Annotated in this window: 24 protein-coding genes; 23 read left to right on the top strand and 1 reads right to left on the bottom strand. The window is 40.5% G+C overall.

Features of this window, described 5'->3' with window-relative positions:
- Positions 1-8: 8 nt before the first annotated feature.
- From BMMGA3_RS14540 to BMMGA3_RS14485, 12 genes are all read left to right on the top strand, one after another.
- Entirely contained in the window at positions 9-1505 is a 1497-nt protein-coding gene (locus BMMGA3_RS14540; protein ID WP_003346467.1) for an ATP-dependent helicase ComFA, read from the top strand.
- Positions 1502-2221: a ComF family protein gene (locus BMMGA3_RS14535; protein WP_003346465.1), complete on the top strand. Its 720-nt coding sequence runs from the start codon at positions 1502-1504 to the stop codon at positions 2219-2221. Before BMMGA3_RS14540 ends, BMMGA3_RS14535 begins: the two co-directional genes overlap by 4 nt.
- An 81-nt stretch (positions 2222-2302) precedes the next feature.
- The gene (locus tag BMMGA3_RS14530) at positions 2303-2737 is read left to right on the top strand and encodes a TIGR03826 family flagellar region protein (protein WP_003346462.1); all 435 of its coding nucleotides are present in this window, start codon (positions 2303-2305) and stop codon (positions 2735-2737) included.
- Between the two features lie 148 nt (positions 2738-2885).
- Entirely contained in the window at positions 2886-3152 is a 267-nt protein-coding gene (gene flgM / locus BMMGA3_RS14525; protein WP_003346460.1) for a flagellar biosynthesis anti-sigma factor FlgM, read from the top strand.
- A gap of 21 nt (positions 3153-3173) precedes the next feature.
- Positions 3174-3656 (top strand): flagellar protein FlgN, encoded by a 483-nt coding sequence (locus BMMGA3_RS14520; RefSeq protein WP_003346458.1) that lies wholly within the window; start codon positions 3174-3176, stop codon positions 3654-3656.
- Between the two features lie 18 nt (positions 3657-3674).
- Entirely contained in the window at positions 3675-5282 is a 1608-nt protein-coding gene (gene flgK, locus BMMGA3_RS14515; RefSeq protein ID WP_003346453.1) for a flagellar hook-associated protein FlgK, read from the top strand.
- 13 nt (positions 5283-5295) lie between these two features.
- Complete coding sequence (flgL, locus tag BMMGA3_RS14510) at positions 5296-6159, top strand: flagellar hook-associated protein FlgL (protein ID WP_003346451.1); 864 nt, start codon at positions 5296-5298, stop codon at positions 6157-6159.
- Between the two features lie 113 nt (positions 6160-6272).
- Positions 6273-6839: a DUF6470 family protein gene (locus tag BMMGA3_RS14505; RefSeq protein WP_003346450.1), complete on the top strand. Its 567-nt coding sequence runs from the start codon at positions 6273-6275 to the stop codon at positions 6837-6839.
- Positions 6840-6851: 12 nt separating this feature from the next.
- Positions 6852-7301, top strand: a complete 450-nt coding sequence (gene fliW, locus BMMGA3_RS14500) for a flagellar assembly protein FliW (RefSeq protein WP_003346448.1) — start codon at positions 6852-6854, stop codon at positions 7299-7301.
- The gene (csrA, locus tag BMMGA3_RS14495) at positions 7301-7534 is read left to right on the top strand and encodes a carbon storage regulator CsrA (protein WP_003346446.1); all 234 of its coding nucleotides are present in this window, start codon (positions 7301-7303) and stop codon (positions 7532-7534) included. Before fliW ends, csrA begins: the two co-directional genes overlap by 1 nt.
- Before the next feature lie 143 nt (positions 7535-7677).
- Positions 7678-9291, top strand: coding sequence for a flagellin N-terminal helical domain-containing protein (locus tag BMMGA3_RS18610; RefSeq protein WP_003346445.1), 1614 nt, complete (start codon positions 7678-7680; stop codon positions 9289-9291).
- Positions 9292-9637: 346 nt separating this feature from the next.
- The gene (locus tag BMMGA3_RS14485; RefSeq protein ID WP_318533207.1) at positions 9638-9751 is read left to right on the top strand and encodes a flagellin; all 114 of its coding nucleotides are present in this window, start codon (positions 9638-9640) and stop codon (positions 9749-9751) included.
- 570 nt (positions 9752-10321) lie between these two features.
- On the opposite strand, the gene BMMGA3_RS14480 is transcribed toward BMMGA3_RS14485, so the two are convergent.
- Positions 10322-11011, bottom strand: a complete 690-nt coding sequence (locus BMMGA3_RS14480; RefSeq protein WP_003346439.1) for an LAGLIDADG DNA endonuclease — start codon at positions 11009-11011, stop codon at positions 10322-10324.
- 141 nt (positions 11012-11152) lie between these two features.
- Here BMMGA3_RS14480 and flaG point away from each other — a divergent pair, with 141 nt between their 5' ends.
- The 11 genes from flaG (at position 11153) to prfB (ending at position 22342) form a co-directional block, all read left to right on the top strand.
- Positions 11153-11512 carry a flagellar protein FlaG gene (gene flaG / locus BMMGA3_RS14475; protein ID WP_003346437.1) on the top strand — a complete coding sequence of 120 codons (360 nt, stop codon included), beginning with the start codon at positions 11153-11155 and terminating at the stop codon, positions 11510-11512.
- 14 nt (positions 11513-11526) lie between these two features.
- Entirely contained in the window at positions 11527-13107 is a 1581-nt protein-coding gene (locus BMMGA3_RS14470; RefSeq protein WP_003346435.1) for a flagellar hook-associated protein 2, read from the top strand.
- A gap of 72 nt (positions 13108-13179) precedes the next feature.
- On the top strand, positions 13180-13581 hold the full coding sequence (gene fliS / locus BMMGA3_RS14465) for a flagellar export chaperone FliS (protein ID WP_003346432.1): 402 nt from the start codon (positions 13180-13182) through the stop codon (positions 13579-13581).
- Positions 13581-13922 carry a flagellar protein FliT gene (locus tag BMMGA3_RS14460; RefSeq protein WP_003346431.1) on the top strand — a complete coding sequence of 114 codons (342 nt, stop codon included), beginning with the start codon at positions 13581-13583 and terminating at the stop codon, positions 13920-13922. The genes fliS and BMMGA3_RS14460 overlap by 1 nt, the downstream gene beginning before the upstream one ends.
- Positions 13923-14272: 350 nt before the next feature.
- The gene (gene hpf, locus BMMGA3_RS14455; protein WP_003346429.1) at positions 14273-14827 is read left to right on the top strand and encodes a ribosome hibernation-promoting factor, HPF/YfiA family; all 555 of its coding nucleotides are present in this window, start codon (positions 14273-14275) and stop codon (positions 14825-14827) included.
- A 239-nt stretch (positions 14828-15066) separates the two neighbouring features.
- Positions 15067-15642 carry a chromate transporter gene (locus tag BMMGA3_RS14450; RefSeq protein WP_003346426.1) on the top strand — a complete coding sequence of 192 codons (576 nt, stop codon included), beginning with the start codon at positions 15067-15069 and terminating at the stop codon, positions 15640-15642.
- Positions 15639-16172, top strand: a complete 534-nt coding sequence (locus BMMGA3_RS14445) for a chromate transporter (protein ID WP_003346424.1) — start codon at positions 15639-15641, stop codon at positions 16170-16172. The genes BMMGA3_RS14450 and BMMGA3_RS14445 overlap by 4 nt, the downstream gene beginning before the upstream one ends.
- 214 nt (positions 16173-16386) lie before the next feature.
- Complete coding sequence (locus tag BMMGA3_RS14440; protein WP_003346422.1) at positions 16387-17496, top strand: YecA family protein; 1110 nt, start codon at positions 16387-16389, stop codon at positions 17494-17496.
- A gap of 77 nt (positions 17497-17573) precedes the next feature.
- The gene (locus BMMGA3_RS14435; RefSeq protein ID WP_003346419.1) at positions 17574-18353 is read left to right on the top strand and encodes a tetratricopeptide repeat protein; all 780 of its coding nucleotides are present in this window, start codon (positions 17574-17576) and stop codon (positions 18351-18353) included.
- A gap of 234 nt (positions 18354-18587) precedes the next feature.
- The gene (gene secA / locus BMMGA3_RS14430; RefSeq protein ID WP_003346418.1) at positions 18588-21095 is read left to right on the top strand and encodes a preprotein translocase subunit SecA; all 2508 of its coding nucleotides are present in this window, start codon (positions 18588-18590) and stop codon (positions 21093-21095) included.
- 145 nt (positions 21096-21240) lie between these two features.
- A protein-coding gene (gene prfB / locus BMMGA3_RS14425) for a peptide chain release factor 2 (RefSeq protein WP_155815487.1) occupies positions 21241-22342 on the top strand; the annotation gives its coding sequence in 2 pieces (ribosomal slippage) (positions 21241-21312 and positions 21314-22342; 1101 coding nt in all).
- Positions 22343-22467: the final 125 nt, after the last annotated feature.

Below are 22467 nucleotides of genomic sequence, written 5' to 3'. Positions count from 1 at the left end.
GTGGTCTTTTGCGATTTGCTTTTATCGAAAATAAGCTCATTCCTTCCTATTGTCTCAAAAAATCTGTCAGCACTCTTCCTATCTCCCGCTGCAAAAATCTCCAGTTGCAGCCTCTCAATCCATCTTTTTCTCCTAACGAAGAGCTGCAAAAGATCCTCATAGGGAAACAACTTTTAATAGACGAAATTCCTTTCACAATTGCTGAAATTCAAGAACACTATGAAAATGGGTATGTGATGTACCGAAAAGGCCTCGAAACAAACGGAAAACTCACAATTTGCCAACGGTGCGGCAATAACGATCCCCGCATGTTTGCTGTTTTTCCTTGTGCTCGATGTCAAGAGGAATGCACCTACTGCCGCAACTGTATCATGATGGGCAGGATAAGTGAGTGTACTCCGCTCATCAACTGGACTGGCCCCAATATTAAGACGAAACTGTACGAATCGCCGTTAGTTTGGACAGGAACACTCTCGGAAGGCCAGCAAACGGCCTCGGAAAAAGTTGTAACAGCGGTGCAAAAGAACGAAGACCTTCTAGTTTGGGCCGTCTGCGGCGCCGGAAAAACTGAAGTATTGTTTGCCGGAATAAACGAAGCACTGTCAGCCGGAAAACGGGTTTGCATTGCAACTCCTAGAACCGATGTTGTCCTCGAACTCACCCCGCGCTTAAAAGCTGTTTTTCCCGAAATCCCAGTTGCTGCTCTTTACGGAGGAAGCGAAGACCGCCATCTCAACGCCCCGTTAACCATTTCAACGACCCATCAGCTTCTTCGCTTTTACAAGGCCTTTGATACAGTCATCCTTGACGAAGTCGACGCCTTTCCTTATTCGGTTGATAAAACTTTGCAATATGCAGTCAAGCAGTCAAGAAAGCCAGATTCCTCGATGATTTATCTTACCGCTACCCCGAACGAAAAATGGCAGCGAGAGTGCCGCTTCGGCAAAAGAAATTTTGTCACGATTCCGGCACGCTATCACCGCCATCCACTCCCTGTCCCGGAATTTGTCTGGTGCGGCAACTGGCAAAAGCAATTGCAAAAGAACCGTCTGCCTGATAATGTACTCCGATGGATTGAAAAGCGTCTTCAGAGCAATAAACAATCATTATTGTTTGTTCCCCAAATCGAATTGATGGAAAAAATCCTTCCTCTTCTTCAAAAACTTCACCCCGATATTCAATCTGTCCATGCAGAAGACCCTGAGCGAAAGGAAAAAGTACAAGCAATGCGTAATCAAAAAACTCCTATTTTATTAACGACGACCATTCTCGAAAGAGGGGTAACTTTTCCAAATATCGATGCAGCCGTTCTTGGATCTGAAGATCGAATTTTTACAGAAAGCGCCCTTGTGCAAATCGCCGGCAGGGTGGGAAGGAGTGCCGATTATCCGAACGGCACCATAACGTTTTTTCATTACGGAAAAACAAAAACGATGGTAAAAGCGAGAAACCAGATCATTCGGATGAACATAGAAGCGAGAAAAAAGGGGCTAGTAGATGGATGAAGATTTTTCAAAATGACTTATGTTTCATCTGCCTTGAGGAAATTGTGCCTGTTGCAGGCTGGCAGGCATTATTTGAAAAAGAAATGAAAACTGTTGCGTGCCAAACTTGTCTTGGCCGATTTTCTGTTATCGAGGGTGAAACATGCCGACTGTGCAGCAGGCCATTTGAGCACCTCGAAGAACAATATCGGCAAGCGGATCTTTGTTTTGACTGTATCCGCTGGGAAGAAGATTCGGAGTGGCACGGCTTTCTTGAGAAAAATAATTCCCTTTATAACTACAATCATTTTTTAAAAGAAGTGATTGCCCGTTATAAGTTTCGCGGTGATTACGCTCTATCGAAAGTATTCGCCGCACCGTTGCAAGAAAAACTTTTGAAGATGAACTATGATCTCCTTGTTCCGATCCCTTTAAGCGGAGAACGCCTGTATGAACGGGGTTTTAATCAAGCGGAAGCATTAATCAAAGTATCAGGTTTTACTCCGGCAAATGTATTGACCCGTGTTCACGCCGAAAAACAATCGAAAAAATCGAGAAACGAAAGGATTCATCTTTCTCAGGTGTTTCAATTAGATCCTGGCTGTTCTGTATTAAATAAAAAGATCGTATTAGTCGATGACATATACACGACCGGCTCAACAATCAGACATGCTGCAAAAATTTTGAAAGAAGCGGGAGCGGCATCTGTCACTTCGTTTACTCTCGCGCGCGGATAATTGTCTCATAATTTTCATTTCTTTCCTTATTTCGACAAGATATAATAAAGTGAGATATTTTTCGACAGGGGGAGAAACCGGATGGGGGAGCTAGCTAATTGCCCTAAATGCGGTGGAATTTTTGTTAAAAATCAATTTCGTGATATATGCCAAAATTGCTGGAAAGAAGAAGAAAAAGCGTATGAAACCGTCTATCGGTTTATCCGGAAACGGGAAAACCGGGCAGCCACAATTCAGCAGGTGGTTGAGGCAACCGGGGTCGAAGAGGAACTGCTTTTTAAATTTATCCGAACCGGCCGTTTAATATTAACCCAATTCCCAAATCTGGGATATCCGTGCGACAAGTGCGGGAAAATAATCAGGGAAGGAAAACTTTGTAATCATTGCAAAGAAGAGCTCCGCAAAGAGCTTGAGCTGCATGAAGCCGAAGAGGAGCGAAAACGCGAAATTGAAAAAAGAGAAAAGCAAGCCACATATCTCGCCATGGATGCAAGATACCGCAAACGTGAATTCTAGCTGTATGCAAGTGCATACGGCTTTTTTTTAAATCCGTTTTCCCATTTTAGGCTGAAAGAAGTAATTTTAAAATTAATATTAAAAAATCAGCCGCTTTTATCCGATAATAGAATTAAAGCAATGTTCGGAGCGAAAGTGAGGGAAAATGATGAAAATCAATAACTTTGGACCGTCAGGAGTCAATCCTTATAAGCGGCAAATGGATAAGCTCAACCAAGTGGAAAGAGCAGCCGGCAAGAAAGCGGATAAAGTTGAAATTTCCGAAGCTGCCAAAGAGCTTCAGCAAGTTTCGCAATTCGAAAAAGAACGGCAAGCAAAAGTAAATGCACTAAAAATGCAAATTGAAAACGGTACTTATAAACCGAATCCAAAAGAAATTGCGAAAAGTATCGTGAATTTTTATTTTAATAAATAATGAAAAAAGGAAGGGATAAACATGTCCTTTCAATCTCTAACGGCATCGATGGAAAAATTGTTGAAGCTCCATAAAAGCTTGTATGAAATTGCTGTTAAGAAAACAGAAATTATAAAGCAAGGGGATATCAACTCCCTGAACAAACTGCTTCAAGAAGAGCAAGTGCACATTACGGCGATTGGGAAAATAGAAAAGGAACGCCAGGCTGCAGCATCAAATCTATTGCCTCAAGTGGAAAATCCAACAGTGACCGACTGTCTGGGTGTTTTAAAAGGTGAAGAGCATGACCGGCTCCTTGAGCTTTCGAATCAGCTCATGGAAACGGTTCTTGAACTGAAAGAACGAAATTTTTTAAATCAGCAAATGATCCATTATTCCCTGCAGTTCGTAAACTTTTCTATGAATCTAATAAACCCGCAGCCGGAGTTTTTTACTTACAGTCCTCCGACTGATAAACATCATCATTCAAAAATTCCTCAAGGTATCTTTAATTCAAAAGTGTAGCAGAATGGAGGAACGATAATGCGTTCAACCTTTATGGGACTGGAAATCGCTCGCCGCGGGATGTTCACCCAGCAAAGTGCATTATATACAACCGGACATAACATTGCCAATGCCAATACACCGGGATATTCCCGCCAAAGAGTAAACTTCCAGCAAACGACTCCATACCCTTCTATCGGGATGAACAGGCCGAATTTGCCAGGACAGATGGGAACAGGAGTAGAGGCTGGGTCGGTACAGCGGATAAGAGAAAGTTTCCTAGATCTTCAATACCGTGTTGAAATGAGCAAAGTAGGTTACCATGGGACGTTAAGCGAGTCTTTAACAAAAATGGAAGAGATCATGAACGAACCATCTGAAAGCGGATTGCAAAGCATTTTGGAAAAATTCTGGAATTCTCTTCAAGACCTTGCGAGCCATACAGAAAACTCAGGTGCACGAGATGTTGTGGCAGCGAGCGGCCAAATGGTTGCCGATACATTAAATTATTATTACAACTCACTATCGAGAGTCCAGCATGATATTGGACACGAAATCGGCGTGAAAGTAAAAGAAATTAATGCTCTCGTTTCTCAAATCGATAGTCTAAACCGACAAATTTCCAAGGTGGAACCAAACGGATATTTGCCAAACGATCTTTACGATGAACGGGACATACTCGTAGACCAACTTTCAAAATTAATTAATATCAAGGTAACAAATGTTAAACCAGACAACTATGGCAATGCAATGGAAATTGCCGAAGGGCTTTATAATATTGAAATTGTCCAGGAAGACGGAAAATCTTTTAGTCCTCCTGTTACTTTAGTCAGTGTCGACAAATCGACCGGAATGATGAGCACAAACAATCTTGAAATCGTTGATGAAAATGATGGTACCAACCCCGACCCGGACAACATCAATGGACTTATTACAAAAGTAAAAGTCGGGATTACAGAAATCACCAATTTTACTTTTTCGGGTCAATTAGCCGGACTGATTGAAAGCTATGGCTATAAATCCGGAACTGATAACAAAGGTTATTATCCGGAAATGCTGGATAAGCTGAACAAAATGACAGAAGCGTTTGTGAATGAATTTAACTATTACCATCAAAGAGGGTTCGCTCTAAATGAATTGCCTCCTAAACAAGATGCGAATAAAAAAGATTTCTTTGAAATTGTTGATCCAGCTAATCCTGCTCAGTCAATTAAAGTGAGCGATGAAATAAAAAATAATCCTAGTCTTATTGCAGCAGGGGCAGATAGTGGAAACTCAGGCGACAATAAAAACGCTCAAATTCTTGCGGACCTTAAAACTAAGAGTTTTCAAGATTATGACTTTTATAAACAGGCGGGAAAGACACTTCCTAGTGGACTGATAGGTAATATTGATACATTCTACGCAGGTATCATCGGAAAACTTGGCGTCGACTCCCAAAGTGCTGCAAAAGATGCAAAAAACTCACAAATACTGGCCGACACGGTCGATCAGAACCGGCAATCGATCAGTTCAGTTTCTTTAGATGAAGAAATGACAAATATGATCAAATTCCAGCATGCGTACAATGCTTCAGCTCGGAATATTACTGTGATTGATGAAATGCTGGATAAAATTATCAACGGTATGGGTATCGTTGGAAGATAGGCGGTGAAGTAATATGCGTGTCACACAATCGATGCTGACGAATAATATGCTTCGCAACTTGAGCAACAGCTATGACCGGCTTGGAAAACTCCAAGACCAAATATCAACACAAAAAAAGTTCACCAAACCATCTGATGATCCGGTTGCTGCCATGTTGGGTATGAACTATCGAACGGACTTAAACCGCATTAAGCAGTACCAGCGAAACATTGGTGAGGTAAAGAACTGGATCGACAGTACGGATGATGCTCTTGATAAAGCAGTATTGGCATTGCAGCGAATTAGAGAGTTAACCGTACAGGCAAGCAACGGAACGCTCGAAGAAGATCAGCGGAAAGCGATTGCCGAAGAAGTCAAACAGTTGAAGGAGCATCTTCGAGATATCGGTGATACACAGGTTGGCGGAAAGTACATCTTTAATGGAACAAAAACAAATGAACGGCCGTCCGTTACAGGCTATACTACAGGAACAATCGAACTTGAAGTTTTTTCCGGAATTAAAATACCGGTCAATATTGAAGGAGCACCTCTCTTTAAAGACATGCTGGATGATAATAATGGTGATATTCAAGGATTGATTAATGCTTTGGAAAACAATGATCCTTCAATTGGAGATTTCCTTGGAAAAATAGATGCAAACATAGACAAATTTTTAGCTGCCCGTGCTCAAGTAGGGGCAAAACAGAATCGGGTCGAATTGATGGAAGATCGTCTCTCTCAGCAGGAAGTTTTCTCATCTCGAATTCTTTCCGACAATGAAGATATTGATATCGAAAAAGCTATAATGGAATTAACGACTCAAGAAAGCGTACATCGTGCTGCACTTAGTGTCGGTTCAAGAATTATTCAGCCAACGTTAGTTGACTTTTTAAGATAAGGTAAAACTGCCATTGGTACAGGATTTTTACCATACAATAGGTGGGTTCATCCCGCTAGAAAATGATAAAGCTATCTTTTAGATAGCTTTTTTCTCTATGAAGAGGTGAAATTATGCGGATACCACAAATACGGCTTGAGTCAACGTTTATGAAAATAGGCTTAAACATTGAAAAGCCGGTACAGAAAATTGAACAGCCGCCGGCTATCTTAAAGATTGAGCAACCGCCGGCGATCCTCGAGATTGAAACGATTCCTGGAAAGCTGACCATTGATCAGACAAAAGCTAGGGAAGATATGGATCTAAAAAGCATTTTCAAACGAGTTGAGGAATTTGCGCAAAATGGCTACCAGGACTGGCTAAAAGGTCTTGAAAGAAGAGCAAGACAGGGAACAGAGTTAATGAAAATTGAAAACGGTGGAAATCCGATCGCCGATCAGGCAAAAGAAAACAGTGAGGGTACTCCAAAGCAATTTAACATCGGCTGGATTCCATCGTATTTCAGTGTGAAAATCCAATACGACCCGGCAAAAGTAAATATTGATGTAAAACCGCAAAAACCAAAAATCGAAGCAGAAATCAGAAAACCTATTCACGAATATACACCAGGTAAAGTAAGTACAGAAATTCTTCAGCGTAACTCCTTAAAAATTGATTTTGTGAACCTATTTCAAGAGTAAAGTGGTGGAAAAATGAAAATACAGACAAAGTTTCATGGCGAACAAGAGATTGTTAAAGAAGAAATTATTAAATTCGATCATGGGATACCGGGGTTTTTAGATGAAAAAGAATTTTATATCTTTCCGTTAGAAGACACACCGTTTCTTATTCTTCAATCCATTAATACAAAAGAAGTTGCCTTTATTATTGCCGATCCTTTCAGCCTGTTTCCGGACTATGAATTTGATTTATCTGAAGATGTTATCGAAGCGTTAAAAATTGAGGCAGAAAAGGATGTAGCAGTCTTCGTGATCTTAACGGTGAGAGAGCCGTTCAATCAAACAACTGCCAATCTCCAAGCACCCGTTATAATTAATCAAAACAAAAAACTAGGTAAACAGCATATTCTAAATGATAGCAACTATTCCATAAGACATTTTATCATCAAACCTCCAACAGCTCAGAAACAGGAGGTTAAATAATGCTAGTTTTATCAAGAAAAATAAAAGAATCAATTATGATCGGTGATGAGATTGAAATTACGATAGTTGCGGTAGACGGAGATCAAGTAAAACTAGGGATTACCGCCCCGAAAAACATTGATATTCATCGAAAAGAAATTTATCTGTCAATTCAAAATGAAAATAATGAAGCGATAAAATCAGAAGCTAATTTAATAGATAACTTAAGCACCTTTTTTAAACAAAATAAATAAAATTTTTCCTCTAATCGTTAAACATTGTCACAAAAGGTCGATATTAAAAATGTAAACCTGAATGGTACAAAGGCGGCCGACTTTGCTACTGTTCACAAAATACCACATGGATGTGGGAGTAAAAATCAAGGAGGAAAAATGAAATGAGAATTAATCACAACATTGCAGCACTTAACACGTATCGTCAGTTATCTGCTGCATCTACTGCACAAAGCAAATCAATGGAGAAATTATCTTCTGGTCTACGCATCAACCGTGCTGGTGATGATGCAGCAGGTCTAGCAATCTCTGAAAAAATGCGTGGACAAATCCGTGGTTTAGAGCAAGCTAGCCGAAATGCTCAAGATGGTATTTCATTAATTCAAACAGCTGAGGGAGCTTTAAATGAAACCCACAGTATTCTTCAACGTATGCGTGAGTTAGCGGTACAATCAGCTAACGATACAGCAACTGAATCAGATAGAAAAGAAATACAAAAAGAAATGGATCAGTTAATTGAGGAAATTGACAGAATTGGTAACACCACTGAATTTAACACCAAGACACTTTTGAATGGTGGAGTTGGAACAAGTCTAGTTAGTAGTAATTCTGCGGCACTTAAGGGTGTATCAACAACATCTGACACTAAATCTGGAGTCTATACTGTTGATTTTACTGCTGCTACACGTGCAACTCTAACGAGTAATGCAATAGCTACAGCAAGTGGTATTACAAATGCTCAAATAATCAACATTAATGGAACATCCATATCTTTATCAGCAAATGATACCTTGGGAGAAGTGGCATCAAAAATAAATGCTGTATCTAATTCCACAGGGGTACGTGCGGCTGTTCAACAGAACACTGCAGCTGGAAGTCAAAGATTAGTATTGGAAACCATAGAGTTTGGTTCTGAAGCAACAATTAACATTTCTAGTGAAACTTCTGGTGTATCCCTAAGCAACATTGGTTTATCTTCAGTAACTACACTATCTGCTGCTGGAACTGATGCAACAGGAACAATTAACGGTGCAACAGCAGTTGGTAAGGGAAATACATTAACCTTAAAGGGAACAACTAACAATGCTGAAGGTTTAACAGTTGAAGCAGTTAATACTGATACAGCTGCGACTGTATCAATTGATTTAGGAAGTGATGCAAATGCAGTTACTGCTACGGGGAATATTTATGTAAATGGTGTAAGTATAGCTGTAGCAGATGCTGATACTATGCAAGGTTTAGTAGATAAAATTAACGCAAAAAGTGCTGAATCTGGTGTAACTGCTTCTCTAAGTGGTACTACATTAACTTTAACATCTATGGTTAAGGGTGATAATGCTAGTGTCACATTAGAGGGTGACGGTACCGTTAGAATTAACTCTAAAAACTTTACATCGGGTAATGACGGAGTACAAAGTGATACAGGAAGCAGCAATATAAACAACTCTTTAAACGATGGAGTAATAACTGTAAATAAGGACAATGTATTAAAAATGCAAATCGGTGCTAACGAAGACCAAAACATGGAAGTTTCTATTAATGATATGCGTGCTACAGCTTTAGGAGTTCAAAATATAGATGTAACAACCCAAGCTGGAGCTAATGATTCCATTACAACGATAAATAAAGCAATTGAAAAAGTATCTGCAGAACGTTCTAAACTGGGTGCTTACCAAAACCGTCTAGAGCACACAATCAACAACTTAGGTACATCAGCTGAGAACTTAACAGCTTCTGAGTCTCGTATCCGTGACGTAGATTATGCTTTAGCTGCATAAGCAGTGACAAGCACAGTCGTCCTAGCTGGTAACGGCTAGTGATAATCATCGGGTGAATTGCTGGGAACCCCTTAGAGCTTTCTTCCCCACAACGGAGTTGGAAACAACAAACGTGATGGGTTGAAAAGAAGAAAGATTGGGCAATCAGCAGCCAAGCTCCTGTCTCGAAAGAGTGGAGAAGGTTCAACGACTAGGATAGACCATCTAAGGCGAGAGCTATGATGATGAAATCCGTAGGTGAAACAATGGAGTTCCAACATTGTGAATCCGAAGTGCCCGACCCCGAACAGGTGAAGCTGAGGGTGAAGATGTAGTCTAGTCATTTGTGAAAGCAAATGTTCGCACGATGGCGAAAGAAATGATGGAACAAACTAAAAATTCAATTCTTGCACAAGCAGCGCAAGCTATGTTGGCTCAATCGAATCAACTGCCTCAGGGAGTGTTACAACTCTTAAGGTAATTGATTAGAGGGCGTCCAGTCTGGCAACGGGCTGGAGTATGACTGGGTGAATTGCTGGAACTTCCTAAAGCTTCATCGACCACAACGTAACTGGAAACGGTAAGCGTGACGGTATGAAAACGATGAAGATGATACAATGGATAATCAGCAGCCAAGCTCCTGTCCCGAAAGGGTGGAGAAGGTTCAACGACTAGAGAATACGGTCTAAGGCAATTGCTATGACTATGAATCTCGTAGGGCAGCGCAAGCTGTTCGAAGTGCCCGGCTCCTTAACTATTTTAAGGATGAAGATATAGTCTATTCTGTCACCGAAAGGTACAGCGGCAAAGCAAGCCAACCAACAACCACAAGGAGTTCTTCAACTTCTTCGTTAATTTTAAACCAAAAGGATGGGTGTCATTTAAAGACATCCATCCTTTCTTAATTCTCTAAGTTTATAAACAACAGACCAGTATGTGCGATTTAATCGTTTAGCTATTTCTTTGTCAGTGTAACCGTTTTGTTTTAAATAAATCATCTGATCAATATCTTTGTCTAAATAATTTCTCCAGCGGTCTGAGTCCGAGGATATTACCTTAAACCCAGGGAAATTTTATTTAGCTTTTTAGTTTCTATTAATAGTCGTTTCTCCCAATCTAGTTTGTATTCCATTCCAGTGCATTCCTTGGCTGCCTCAGAAATAAGATTAAGAAATTTGATGCTTTCATTCACTTTTGTTAATTTCATTACATATCCAAATCCGTCTTTTCGTTTTGTTAAGACAAATTTAAAACCGAAATTATTACAAATATGATTTTGTAAAATAGCTAATTCGTTCTTTGGATAGTTTTGCAGATAAAGATAAATATGAGGCGAAAGATAGATAAGACGTTTCTTTTTATTTACTCTCTTTGTAATACTTAATGATCCATCATCTAGATAAAGAACAGTGAGAAAAAGCGGATGTGTGCAATATGATAAAAGTGATTTAGGTATTTGTTTCTTCCCGCTTTCGCAATAAAAATAAGGATACAATTTAGTAAAAAGTGGATCGGATTTCGAAACAAGGTACTGACTATTAGGCCTTATGTATAGAAAACCGTTGAAAAAGGATTCTTTCCACTCTCTGTATTCTTTTTGCTCCATACCAAAATGTTCTCGATAGCTATTATTTTTTCGTCTGCTCCCTGGGCAAAGTTTTGTGATTTCCCCATCTGCTATTATGCTTGCAATTAAAATGTTTATTTCATTAATTGAAAATTGATTAAAGATCCCTTCCATACTCATCATCCTTGAAACGAACATATGTTCTATATTTTTATTATAGATAAAAAAGTAGGTATATAAAAGATCTTCTTAAAAATTTGGTTGTATTGCCGATATAAATAATAGTTTATTTAGATGTTTCTTAGGGGGATTAGTATGATTGAAAGAGTATCATCCCAACCTGTAACTTTGACATCTAGAACAACTGAACAAATCCAATCATCAAGTGAAGCAATTCAGACGGATTTTAATAGAGAAAAAGAAACAGAACCACAGGTGAAAACGGAGCGCATAAAGGAAAAACTGGAAGATATCGTTTCGAGTTTGAACGAATTCCTCCAACCAGCTCATACTTCAATAAAATTCGTCCTTCACGATAAATTAAACGAATATTATGTAAAGGTAATCAATGACCGGACCCAGGAAGTGATAAAAGAAATACCGCCAAAAAAGCTGCTCGATATTTACGCAGCGATGACGGAATTTCTTGGACTTGTCGTTGACAAAAAAATTTAACGGAGTGAATGCCTATGAGTAGTACTATGCGGATTGGCGGACTTGCGAGCGGGATGGATATTGACAAGATTGTCGGTGATTTAATGAAAGCGGAACGGATGCCGCTTGATAAGTTAACGCAAAAGAAACAGTATTTGGAATGGCAGCGCGATGATTATCGGGAAATGAATACGCTGCTCCAAAGCCTTGATCAAACAATTTTTAATAACGTATATTTGCAAAAATCTTTTATCGCAAAAAAAGTTTCCTCTTCAAACGAAAATGCGGTATCTGCCGTCGCTATTAGTTCCGCATCGAATGTGTCTAACACAATTGAAGTGGTGAATCTTGCTGAAGCTGCTTCTTGGAAAGCGGCTGGGGATGTTAATGGCGGTGGAACATCCACAACATTTGAAACTGCCGCAGATAATACCATAAAAGTTAAAGCGGAAACGGAACTAAAATTTAAAGTGAAAGATCCGGGCACTTCTACGTATCGGGATGTTACATTTAAAATTTATGCCGGAGATTCTATTGATACCGTTATATCAAGAATTAACAGTTCAGGCCTCGGTGTATCCGCAATGAGAGCTAATATTGACGGAGAAGGGAATCGGGTCATTTTTACATCCAATAAAACAGGCGCCGGCGGGGAGATTGTTGCAACTGATGACCCTACAAAGAAATTTTTAATTGATCTGGGATTTGATGTGCCTTCAGATATTGATATTGATGGAAATGGATCAAATGATGGATTTTTGTTAGCAAAAGACAAGCCCGGTGCTGATGCAACCATAAAAATAAACGGCTATCAAATGAAGCAAACCTCTAATACGTTCACGATAAACGGTATCCAATATACAATAAAAGGCACTACAGGCGGTACACCGGTTACGGTTTCTACTTCAACTGATGTGGATGCAATTTTTAACAACATCAAAACGTTTGTTGATAAATATAATGAAGTTATTGAAAAAATCAATAACAAACTAAAGGAAGAACGCTACCGGGATTACACACCTTTGACAGATGAACAAAAACAATCAATGACTGAAAAACAAATTGAAATGTGGGAGGAAAAGGCCCGCAGCGGGTTGCTTCGAAATGATTCGATCCTGTCACGCGCATTAAGCTCCATGCGTATGGATTTATATACAAAAGTTGGCACTGATACGGATAACATCAATAACGATTACGACCAACTGTCGGAAATCGGCATTTCGACATCCAGCAACTATCTTGAAGGCGGAAAGCTGATCATTGATGAAGGGAAGTTAAAGGAAGCGATTGAAAAAGACCCAAATGCTGTCTACCAGTTATTTGCAAATGATGGCACGGATTATCAGTCAAAAGGATTGGCCCGCCGTTTACGCGATACGTTGAAACAATCGATGGACAGTATTATTCAAAAAGCAGGGAATTCTTTAAAAACGAATAATCAGTTCAGTATTGGAAAGCAGTTAAACGATGTTAATTCGCAAATCAGCCGTTTTCAGGACAGGCTTTCTCAAATCGAGGATCGCTATTGGCGCCAGTTCACCGCCATGGAACAAGCAATCCAGCGTTCAAACGAACAAATGGCATTTTTAAGCCAACGATTTGGCGGTAATTCATAAGTTTTAGCCCCTGACAAGCTTCATAAATAAGCTTGCTTTAAGCTAAAGCAAAACAGAAAGGAAGTGCACAAGATGGCGATAAACAATCCTTACCAATCTTATCAGCAGAACGCAGTCAACACCGCATCACCGGGCGAGTTGACTTTAATGCTATACAATGGCTGTCTAAAATTCATTCACTTAGCAAAAAAAGCGATGGAAGAAAAAAATATCGAGGATCGAAATACCAATTTATTAAAAGCACAAAAGATCATCCAAGAGCTTATGGTTACCTTAAACATGGACATTGACATCTCTAAACAGATGATGGCTCTTTATGATTACATACATCGCCGCTTAATTGAGGCGAATGTAAAAAATGATGCAGCCATCCTTGATGAAGTGGAAGGGCTTGTAACCGAGTTTCGAGATACGTGGAAACAGGTGATTCAAGTGAATCGCCAAAAGCAATTTGCGCAAGGCGGTCAAGTGTAGTGAGTGCTGTTCGGCAATTCCGCGATCTTACGGTTCAGCTGATCGAGTTTCTGGAAAGCAGCGCAAGCCGTGATGAAAAAATCCAAAAAACAACCGAGCTGCTTGAAAAACGACAGCAATTAATAGCAGAAATCGCTCCACCTTTTTCTAATGAGGAAAAAGAAATTGGTGCTGCCACAATTGCATTAAACAAGAAACTAAATGACCTTTTGTTTAAGGAAAAGATTTTAATTCAAAAAGATATAAAGGAACTCAACCGAAAGAAAAAATCAACGAACAAGTATGAGAATCCATACAATTCTTTATTTATCGACGGTATTTTTTACGATAAACGAAAATAGGCGGTTTTTTCGAGGCTGTCTCTAAAGGGTCTGACCCCATGTGTATTATCAATATATAGCACATTTATCCAACATTATGTCCTATATATTGTGCTATGGGGTCTGACCCTCAGGTTTTTAAGACGGCCTCTTCTTAATTTTTACAGGCTCAGCAGAAGTCTCCTCCCTTTATTAAAAATCAATTTGTCAACGATTCGACAATAATTTTCAAATGTTTTAGCAGGTATTTGAATGGGTAATATAGAAATGTACTTACAACGTCTTACTATTTAAGACGGTGCGGTTGATTGGGTAAGCCTTTTGGTTTTTCATCCTAGAACCGCAACTGTTAAGAAAAGGGGGATTCACTTATGAATTTCAAAATTCGTGGTGAAAATATTGAAGTAACTCCTGCAATTCGGGAGTATGTAGAAAAGAAAATTTCCAAATTGGAACGCTACTTTGCAGAAACTCCCAAAGTAAACGTACATGTAAATTTAAGGACTTATAGTGATAAATCAGCGAAAGTTGAAGTTACCATTCCAATGCCTAATATTGTACTTCGAGCTGAAGAAGTGCATGAAGATATGTATGCAGCGATTGATTTGATTGCTGATAAATTGGAACGTCAAATCCGCAAACACAAAACAAAAGTGAACCGTAAATTACGTGAAAAAGGCAGTGTGAATTCTTTATTTGCCACTATGGTGGAAGAGCCGGAAGCTCCGGCAGCGGAGGAAGAAAACGAGCTTGAAATTGTCCGCCAAAAAAGCTTTGACTTAAAGCCGATGGACAGTGAAGAAGCGATCCTGCAAATGAACTTGTTGGGCCATAACTTTTTCGTGTTCACTAATGCGGAAACAAACCGGACGAACATTGTTTATAAGCGAAAAGACGGCCGCTACGGCTTGATTGAAGCACATTAATGGGTCCCCGCGGGGAGCTGATTTTGCTTAAGATCAGCTCCCCGTTTTATTTTAGAAGCAGCCGGTTTCATGTTCGATTACCTTTCTTTATTATTGTAAGGAAAGAAGCTGCCTATCAATACTGGAACATCTTTTCGCTTCAAAATCGATTCGGCATATAGAAATGATTTTCTGTATAATGATAAGTAGCATAGCACTTTTCCTTATTTCGGGAAATGGCGAAAAAAGGTGATACATACATGAAACAACTGGATATTTTCTTAGCATTTTTCAGAGTCGGCATGCTTGGATACGGCGGCGGCCCTTCAGCGATTCCGCTCGTTCATAAAGAAGTTGTTGATAAGTATAAATGGATGGATTCGGATGAATTTGGAGACATAGTGGCGCTCGGGAATGCCTTGCCAGGGCCAATTGCGACGAAGCTGGCAGGCTATATCGGTTATCGGGTTGGCGGGATGATCGGCATGTTGAATGCGTTAGTTGCTTCAACGGTTCCGACGATTATTCTGATGATTTTGCTTTTAAACGTATTGAATGCTTATAAAGACCAACCATGGGTAAAAGGGATGGCAGCTGCTGTTATACCTGTGGTAGCTGCCATGCTTGCGGCCTTAACGTGGGAATATATAAAAAAATCATGGGAATCGACACTTGGCTGGGTATGGACACTCCTTTTTGTCATTGGAAGTTTAATCTTAATGGAATTTATAAACATTCATCCTGCTATTATCATTTTTGCGTCATTATTAGGTGCGCTTTTAAAGAAAGATTCACGTTCAAGTGATAAAGGCAATAAGGAGAAAAGTTCAATATGATTTATTTAAAAATTTTTTGGGCTTTTTTCGTACCGGGAATTCTCGGGTATGGCGGCGGCCCGGCTTCCATTCCGCTTATTAAAAATGAAGTGGTTGACCGCTACGGCTGGCTGTCCGTTCATGAGTTCAGCAAGGTGATGGCGCTTGGAAATTCGCTTCCGGGTCCGATTGCGACGAAAATTGCCGGCTACATCGGGTATGAACAGGCCGGTGTTCTTGGAGCCGCAGTTGGCGTGTTTGCAACTGCAGCACCATCTCTCATCCTCATGCTTGCATTGCTCGGATTGTTAATGAAATTTAAAGAATCGCCAAAGGTTAAAGGGATGACAATCGTTGTTCGCCCGGTGATCGCGGTACTTTTCGGCATTATGACGTACGATTTTTTATTTTCTTCTTATGAAAGCGTAGGCATTTGGCAGACATTATTTATCGGTGTGGCCAGTTTTTTCTTAATGGAAAAATGGAAGGTCCATCCTGCTTACGTCATTGCGGGAGCACTTGTATATGGAGGTGTTTTTTTAGGAGGCTGACCTATCCGTGCTTGGCTTCCATTAGTATTTGCTAAAAATAACGTTGATCATGTGTTCAATATTTACTAATAAAGGGTGCTTTTGGGCCAGCCTCATATTATGTTTTATTTTATGGAAAGGCTGTCGAAACTATTAATGTTTGATATGATATGAGAAAAAGTTCATGAGAGCGGTAGAATATCGCCATTATTCTATGAAAACGGGGAGGATACCGGTGAACGGAAAAATAGGACGGAATGATCCGTGTCCATGCGGAAGCGGGAAGAAATATAAAAAGTGCCACGGAGCAAAAGAGACAGTTTCGATTAATCAAGTTCTCGAAAATGAGCTGCTAAACCTTCAAAGGCAAATTATTGATTTTGCTTTGTTTAACTTTGAGAGTGAACTATTAGAGGATTATGAATTTCAGCGTGAAATGCTCATTATTCTTGATGAAACCGAAGAAGAATTTTATGAATTTATTCACAAGTTTTGGTTTACTTCTTTTGAACCGCTTGATGACGGCAAGACGATCATGGAATATTTTATTTCTCAACAGGTGCTGAAAATAAAACGTCCAAGGCTGCAAGAAATTCTCCGGTCATGGGCCGATCCGGAGCTTGTTGCCGGAAAAATCGCAGCCGTTGAAGAAAATCATCTTGTTATCGAAGATACGCTGCGGCAAGAAAGATTCACAGTAAACCTTTTTGAAATGATGAAGGACTACGAAAAAGGAGCATATGTCTTTGCTATTTTGCTTCCTTTTGGCGAAAATTATTACCCTTTCCCTAACTGCTTTGATTTACCGCATGAATCCTTGGCCGCCTATGAGAAGTTTGTGAAAAAAGAATTTGCTCTTTCCGGTTATGAGGACGAGAAAGAATTTTTGATTGATTATTTTCTTGAACTTATGAACCATGCTCCCGAAGCAGCTGAAAAGATTGAAATTGATGCGTTCGATTGGAAACATGATTCCAATCGGAAAGTGGCCTATATGTTTGAAGAAGAAATGGAAAATATCGGAGAACTTCGGCCGTTTATCGACGCGGGCATTATTTTATGGGCTGAATTTTGCCGAAGAACGAACAAGCGGATTCAAAACCCATCTATCTATGTTGCAGCTTTGCAATACTTAATGTCAATGGTTGTTCCGACAAGCTACAGCTATACTCAGAAAGAGCTTGCTGAGAAATACGGTGTATCAGCCAATAGCATTTCCGCTCGATATAATGAAATGTTTGATCTTTTAGAAGACGAAATAGACAAGTTGATGTTGGTTCCGCTGAACCGAAAGTGGAATCTTTTCCACAAGTCACCTTTAATAAGCCGCCTTCTCCTATGTTGACGGAGCGGGTGATGCATGAAGCGTTTCAGGATATCGCTGACAGAAATTTTGACAGCATCGATGAAATCAATTAGTATTTGCAGAACAAGAAATTTGAGCCGAAGAAAAGCAATAAAGGAAATTTGTCCGATCGAGAAAAAGCCCAGGAGCTCATATACGATGCGTTTGAATTAGAAGGGCCAAAGCGCTACAAGCTCGCTCGGGAAGCGCTAAAGCTGAATCCTGCTCATCCGGATGGATATAATATTTTGGCGGAAGAAGCCGGTTCCCTTGTTGAAGCAATTGCCCTGTATAAACAAGGTATGGAGTTAGGACAGCAAGAACTGGGAGAAGCATTTTTTAAAGAAAATAAAGGTCATTTTTGGGGGCTTCTGGAAACTCGGCCCTTCATGCGGGCTAAGTTGAATTATGCCCAGGCGAATTATGATTTGGGTCAATTACAAGAAGCGATTCGTCATTTTGAAGAGCTTTTAGAATTGAATCCAAATGATAACCAGGGTGCCAGATACTCTTTATTCATCGCCTACTTGGATAACAACGAGTTCGTGAAAGCGAAGGAGCTTCTTGATCATTATGACGATGGAACTGTGCAAACCATATATAATCGAGTGCTGCTCGAATTGTTAGAAAATGAATTTACGCCATTAGCCGGGAAACTGTTAAAAGAAGCTCAGAAATCAAATGTGATTGACTATATAACGGGGAAGAAGAAATTACCTGCCTTTACACCGTATTTTTACAGCTTAGGATCAGAAGAGGAAGCGATCAATTATGTACAAGACCACTTGCATATTTGGCGGAAAATCCCGGGAATTTCTGAATGGCTGACCCAATCTCGAAAAAAAGTAAAAAGTTAAATAAGGGAGGGACGGTGCCAACCGTCCCTCCTTCTTCCATGTTTACATAAGTTGTCACATACATAGAGGAAGTGGTAAGATTAATAAGGAAAAAATCAAACTAATCAGCGGATTCCGCCTAAAAAAGCGAATCTTTTTTCATTGGTGCACGTATTGAATTTTGGAGGCATCATTAAACCAATAGCGGGTTTTCGGCTAAATGCCTGTCACCCGTTACAAAAAGGAGCGTTTATCATGCTTGGGATTTTAAATAAAGTGTTTGATCAAAATAAACGCGAGTTAAAACGACTTACAAAGCTGGCTGAGCAAATTGATGCTCTTGCTTCTGATACAGAAAAATTGACGGATGACCAGCTTCGTGAAAAAACTAAAGAATTTAAAGCGCGCTATCAAAATGGCGAGTCTTTAGATGATCTGCTTGTCGAGGCCTTTGCCGTTGTGCGCGAAGGGGCAAAGCGCGTGCTCGGCTTGTATCCATATAAAGTTCAATTAATGGGAGGCATCGCCCTTCATGACGGAAATATCGCCGAAATGAAGACAGGGGAAGGAAAAACATTAACAGCAACCATGCCGGTGTATTTAAATGCCCTTACCGGCAGAGGTGTTCACGTTGTTACTGTCAACGAATACCTTGCAAGCCGTGATGCCAATGAAATGGGAAAACTTTATGAATTCCTCGGACTCACGGTAGGATTAAACTTAAACGGGATGTCGCAAGAAGAAAAGCAGAAGGCATATGCAGCCGACATTACGTATGGAACAAATAACGAGTTCGGGTTTGACTACTTGCGTGATAATATGGTGCTTTACAAGCATCAAAAAGTGCAGCGTCCTCTTTACTATGCGGTTATTGACGAGGTCGATTCCATTTTGATTGACGAAGCTCGTACTCCGCTGATTATTTCTGGAACTGCACAGAAGTCAACCCAGCTATATATCCAGGCAAATGCATTTGTCCGGACATTAAAAAAAGACGTAGATTATACGTATGATGAAAAAACAAAAAGCGTTCAGTTGACAGAAGAAGGGATTACAAAAGCAGAACGGGCTTTTGGGATCGATAACTTGTATGATATTTCTCATGTGACACTGAACCATCATATTAACCAGGCGCTTAAAGCAAATGTTAGTATGCATCGCGACGTAGATTACGTTGTGCAGGACGGTGAAATTGTCATCGTTGACCAATTTACCGGCCGCCTAATGAGAGGCCGGCGCTACAGTGATGGTCTTCACCAGGCAATTGAAGCAAAAGAAGGCCTTGAAATTCAAAATGAAAGCATGACGCTGGCAACGATTACGTTCCAAAACTATTTCCGTATGTATGAAAAACTGGCCGGTATGACCGGTACAGCGAAAACGGAAGAAGAGGAATTCCGCAATATTTATAACATGAATGTTGTTGTGATTCCGACAAACAAGCCAGTCATTCGTGAAGACCGGCCTGATTTGATTTACGCTACGATGGAAGGCAAATTCCGTGCAGTCGTTGAAGACATTGCCGAACGCCATAAAAAAGGACAGCCTGTTCTTGTCGGTACTGTTGCTATTGAAACATCTGAATATATTTCAAAACTTTTACAGAAGAAAGGCATTCGCCATAATGTCTTAAATGCGAAAAACCATGAACGCGAAGCAGAGATTATCGCTCAGGCAGGACAGCGCGGCGCTGTAACGATCGCGACAAACATGGCCGGACGCGGTACGGACATTAAGCTTGGCGAAGGAGTCAGAGAGCTTGGCGGACTAGCTGTTATTGGTACAGAGCGCCATGAGAGCCGCCGGATCGATAATCAGCTGCGCGGACGTTCTGGCCGTCAAGGGGATCCGGGTGTTACTCAATTTTATCTTTCCATGGAAGATGAATTAATGCGGCGTTTCGGATCTGACAATATGAAAGCAATGATGGAACGCCTTGGCATGGATGATTCCCAGCCGATTCAAAGCAAAATGGTTTCCAAAGCGGTTGAATCTGCGCAAAAACGTGTAGAAGGCAACAACTTTGATGCCCGTAAGCAGCTGCTTCAATATGACGATGTACTTCGCCAACAGCGTGAAATCATTTACAAACAGCGGGATGAAGTGCTTGAATCAGAAAACCTTCGTGAAATCGTTGAAGGCATGATTCAATCCGTTATTGAACGAAATGTTGAAGCTTATGCGCCAAGCCATGAGGATCAAGATGAATGGAACTTGCAGGGCATCATTGATTTTGTCAACGGAAACCTTCTTCAAGAAGGAGATATAACAATTAACGACATTCGCGGCAAAGAGCCGGAAGAAATTTCGGAACTTATTTTTTCTAAGGTAAAAGAGCGCTACGATGAAAAAGAAGAGCTGCTCGGACCTGAGCAAATGCGTGAATTTGAAAAAGTGATCGTGCTTCGTGCCGTTGACTCTAAATGGATGGATCACATTGACGCGATGGAACAGCTTCGCCAAGGCATCCACTTGCGTGCATACGGGCAGATTGACCCGCTTCGTGAATACCAGAGCGAAGGATATGCGATGTTTGAAAGTATGGTAGCTTCGATTGAAGAAGAAGTTGCAAAATATATTATGAAGGCTGAAATCCGAAATAACCTCGAGCGTCAGGAAGTAGCCAAAGGCCAAGCGGTGAATCCGAAAGAGGGCGGCGAAAAGCCGAAGAAAAAACCAATTGTCAAAACCATTGACATAGGCCGCAACGACCCATGCTACTGCGGCAGCGGCAAAAAATATAAAAACTGCCACGGAGCATAGGGGTCTGGCCCCCATCACGGTGATGCGTTAATATGCTAATATATTTTAAGAGAGCCGGCCGGCACAGCCGACTCTTTTTTCCTTCCGATGATGCCTTTTTGGAGAAATTACGATATAATGATAATAAACGTTTAGAGGTGACGATATGGAATTAGCAGACATTCGCAATGAACTTGAAAAAACAGCTAAGAAATTAGCGGACTTTAGGGGGTCTCTTTGACCTCGAAAATAAAGAAGCCCGAATAGCCGAACTTGATGAGATAATGCTTCAGCCAGACTTCTGGGATGATCAGCAAAAAGCCCAGGCAATTATCAATGAAGCGAACGGCTTAAAAGACCTTGTCAATGAATTTAATGACATGAATGAAACATTAGAAAATCTGGAGTTAACATATGAACTCGTAAAAGAAGAAAATGACGCTGAATTGCAAGAAGAATTAGAGAAAGAACTGAAGGACTTAACAAAACGAGTAAATCAGTTTGAACTCCAGCTTCTCCTCAGCGAACCATACGATAAAAACAATGCGATCTTGGAACTCCACCCGGGTGCAGGCGGCACCGAATCTCAAGATTGGGGCTCCATGCTGCTTCGCATGTATACACGGTGGGCAGAGAAAAAAGGGTTTAAGGTGGAAACGCTCGATTATCTGCCTGGCGAAGAAGCCGGTATTAAGAGTGTTACGCTGGCGATTAAAGGCCATAATGCTTACGGATATTTAAAAGCGGAAAAAGGGGTTCACCGCCTTGTACGGATTTCTCCGTTTGATGCGTCGGGCCGCCGCCATACTTCCTTTGTTTCCTGTGAGGTAATGCCGGAATTTAACGATGAAATTGAAATCGAAATCCGTCCGGAAGATTTGAAGATCGATACGTACCGTTCCAGCGGCGCCGGCGGACAGCACGTTAACACAACTGACTCTGCCGTCCGGATTACACACATTCCAACGGGTATAGTCGTAACATGCCAAACAGAGCGCTCGCAAATCAAAAACCGCGAACGCGCGATGAACATGTTAAAAGCAAAGCTTTATCAGAAGAAAATTGAAGAGCAAGAAAAGGAACTTGCAGAAATCCGCGGGGAACAAAAAGAAATCGGCTGGGGAAGCCAAATCCGATCATACGTGTTCCATCCTTATTCTCTAGTTAAAGACCACCGTACCAATGTGGAAATAGGGAACGTTCAGGCGGTCATGGACGGTGAAATTGATCCGTTTATTAATGCCTACTTGCGTTCGAGATTAAAATAATATGTTGTTTTACCTTGCTGTTAAGATTTGGACAGCAAGGTTTTTTTGTGTGGATTGGTTTTTTAAGAACCGGTTTTGATGGTTTGATCCAATTCTTAATTATGATCCAGTTTTGACGATTTATA

This window comes from Bacillus methanolicus MGA3 (genome assembly GCF_000724485.1).
Taxonomy (GTDB): Bacteria; Bacillota; Bacilli; order Bacillales; family Cytobacillaceae; genus Bacillus_Z; species Bacillus_Z methanolicus_A.
Note: the sequence above shows the minus strand (reverse complement) of the source record. Positions and strands in the feature narration are given on the sequence as shown.

Coding starts and splice junctions, on each gene's coding strand:
- flgL (WP_003346451.1), top strand. CDS start 5,296: ATGCGTGTCACACAATCGATGCTGACGAATAATATGCTTCGCAACTTG.
- flgK (WP_003346453.1), top strand. CDS start 3,675: ATGCGTTCAACCTTTATGGGACTGGAAATCGCTCGCCGCGGGATGTTC.
- BMMGA3_RS14520 (WP_003346458.1), top strand. CDS start 3,174: ATGTCCTTTCAATCTCTAACGGCATCGATGGAAAAATTGTTGAAGCTC.
- csrA (WP_003346446.1), top strand. CDS start 7,301: ATGCTAGTTTTATCAAGAAAAATAAAAGAATCAATTATGATCGGTGAT.
- hpf (WP_003346429.1), top strand. CDS start 14,273: ATGAATTTCAAAATTCGTGGTGAAAATATTGAAGTAACTCCTGCAATT.
- secA (WP_003346418.1), top strand. CDS start 18,588: ATGCTTGGGATTTTAAATAAAGTGTTTGATCAAAATAAACGCGAGTTA.
- fliW (WP_003346448.1), top strand. CDS start 6,852: ATGAAAATACAGACAAAGTTTCATGGCGAACAAGAGATTGTTAAAGAA.
- BMMGA3_RS18610 (WP_003346445.1), top strand. CDS start 7,678: ATGAGAATTAATCACAACATTGCAGCACTTAACACGTATCGTCAGTTA.
- flgM (WP_003346460.1), top strand. CDS start 2,886: ATGAAAATCAATAACTTTGGACCGTCAGGAGTCAATCCTTATAAGCGG.
- fliS (WP_003346432.1), top strand. CDS start 13,180: ATGGCGATAAACAATCCTTACCAATCTTATCAGCAGAACGCAGTCAAC.
- BMMGA3_RS14485 (WP_318533207.1), top strand. CDS start 9,638: ATGGCGAAAGAAATGATGGAACAAACTAAAAATTCAATTCTTGCACAA.
- BMMGA3_RS14505 (WP_003346450.1), top strand. CDS start 6,273: ATGCGGATACCACAAATACGGCTTGAGTCAACGTTTATGAAAATAGGC.
- BMMGA3_RS14530 (WP_003346462.1), top strand. CDS start 2,303: ATGGGGGAGCTAGCTAATTGCCCTAAATGCGGTGGAATTTTTGTTAAA.
- flaG (WP_003346437.1), top strand. CDS start 11,153: ATGATTGAAAGAGTATCATCCCAACCTGTAACTTTGACATCTAGAACA.
- BMMGA3_RS14470 (WP_003346435.1), top strand. CDS start 11,527: ATGAGTAGTACTATGCGGATTGGCGGACTTGCGAGCGGGATGGATATT.
- BMMGA3_RS14450 (WP_003346426.1), top strand. CDS start 15,067: ATGAAACAACTGGATATTTTCTTAGCATTTTTCAGAGTCGGCATGCTT.
- BMMGA3_RS14535 (WP_003346465.1), top strand. CDS start 1,502: ATGAAGATTTTTCAAAATGACTTATGTTTCATCTGCCTTGAGGAAATT.
- BMMGA3_RS14480 (WP_003346439.1), bottom strand. CDS start 11,011: ATGGAAGGGATCTTTAATCAATTTTCAATTAATGAAATAAACATTTTA.
- BMMGA3_RS14445 (WP_003346424.1), top strand. CDS start 15,639: ATGATTTATTTAAAAATTTTTTGGGCTTTTTTCGTACCGGGAATTCTC.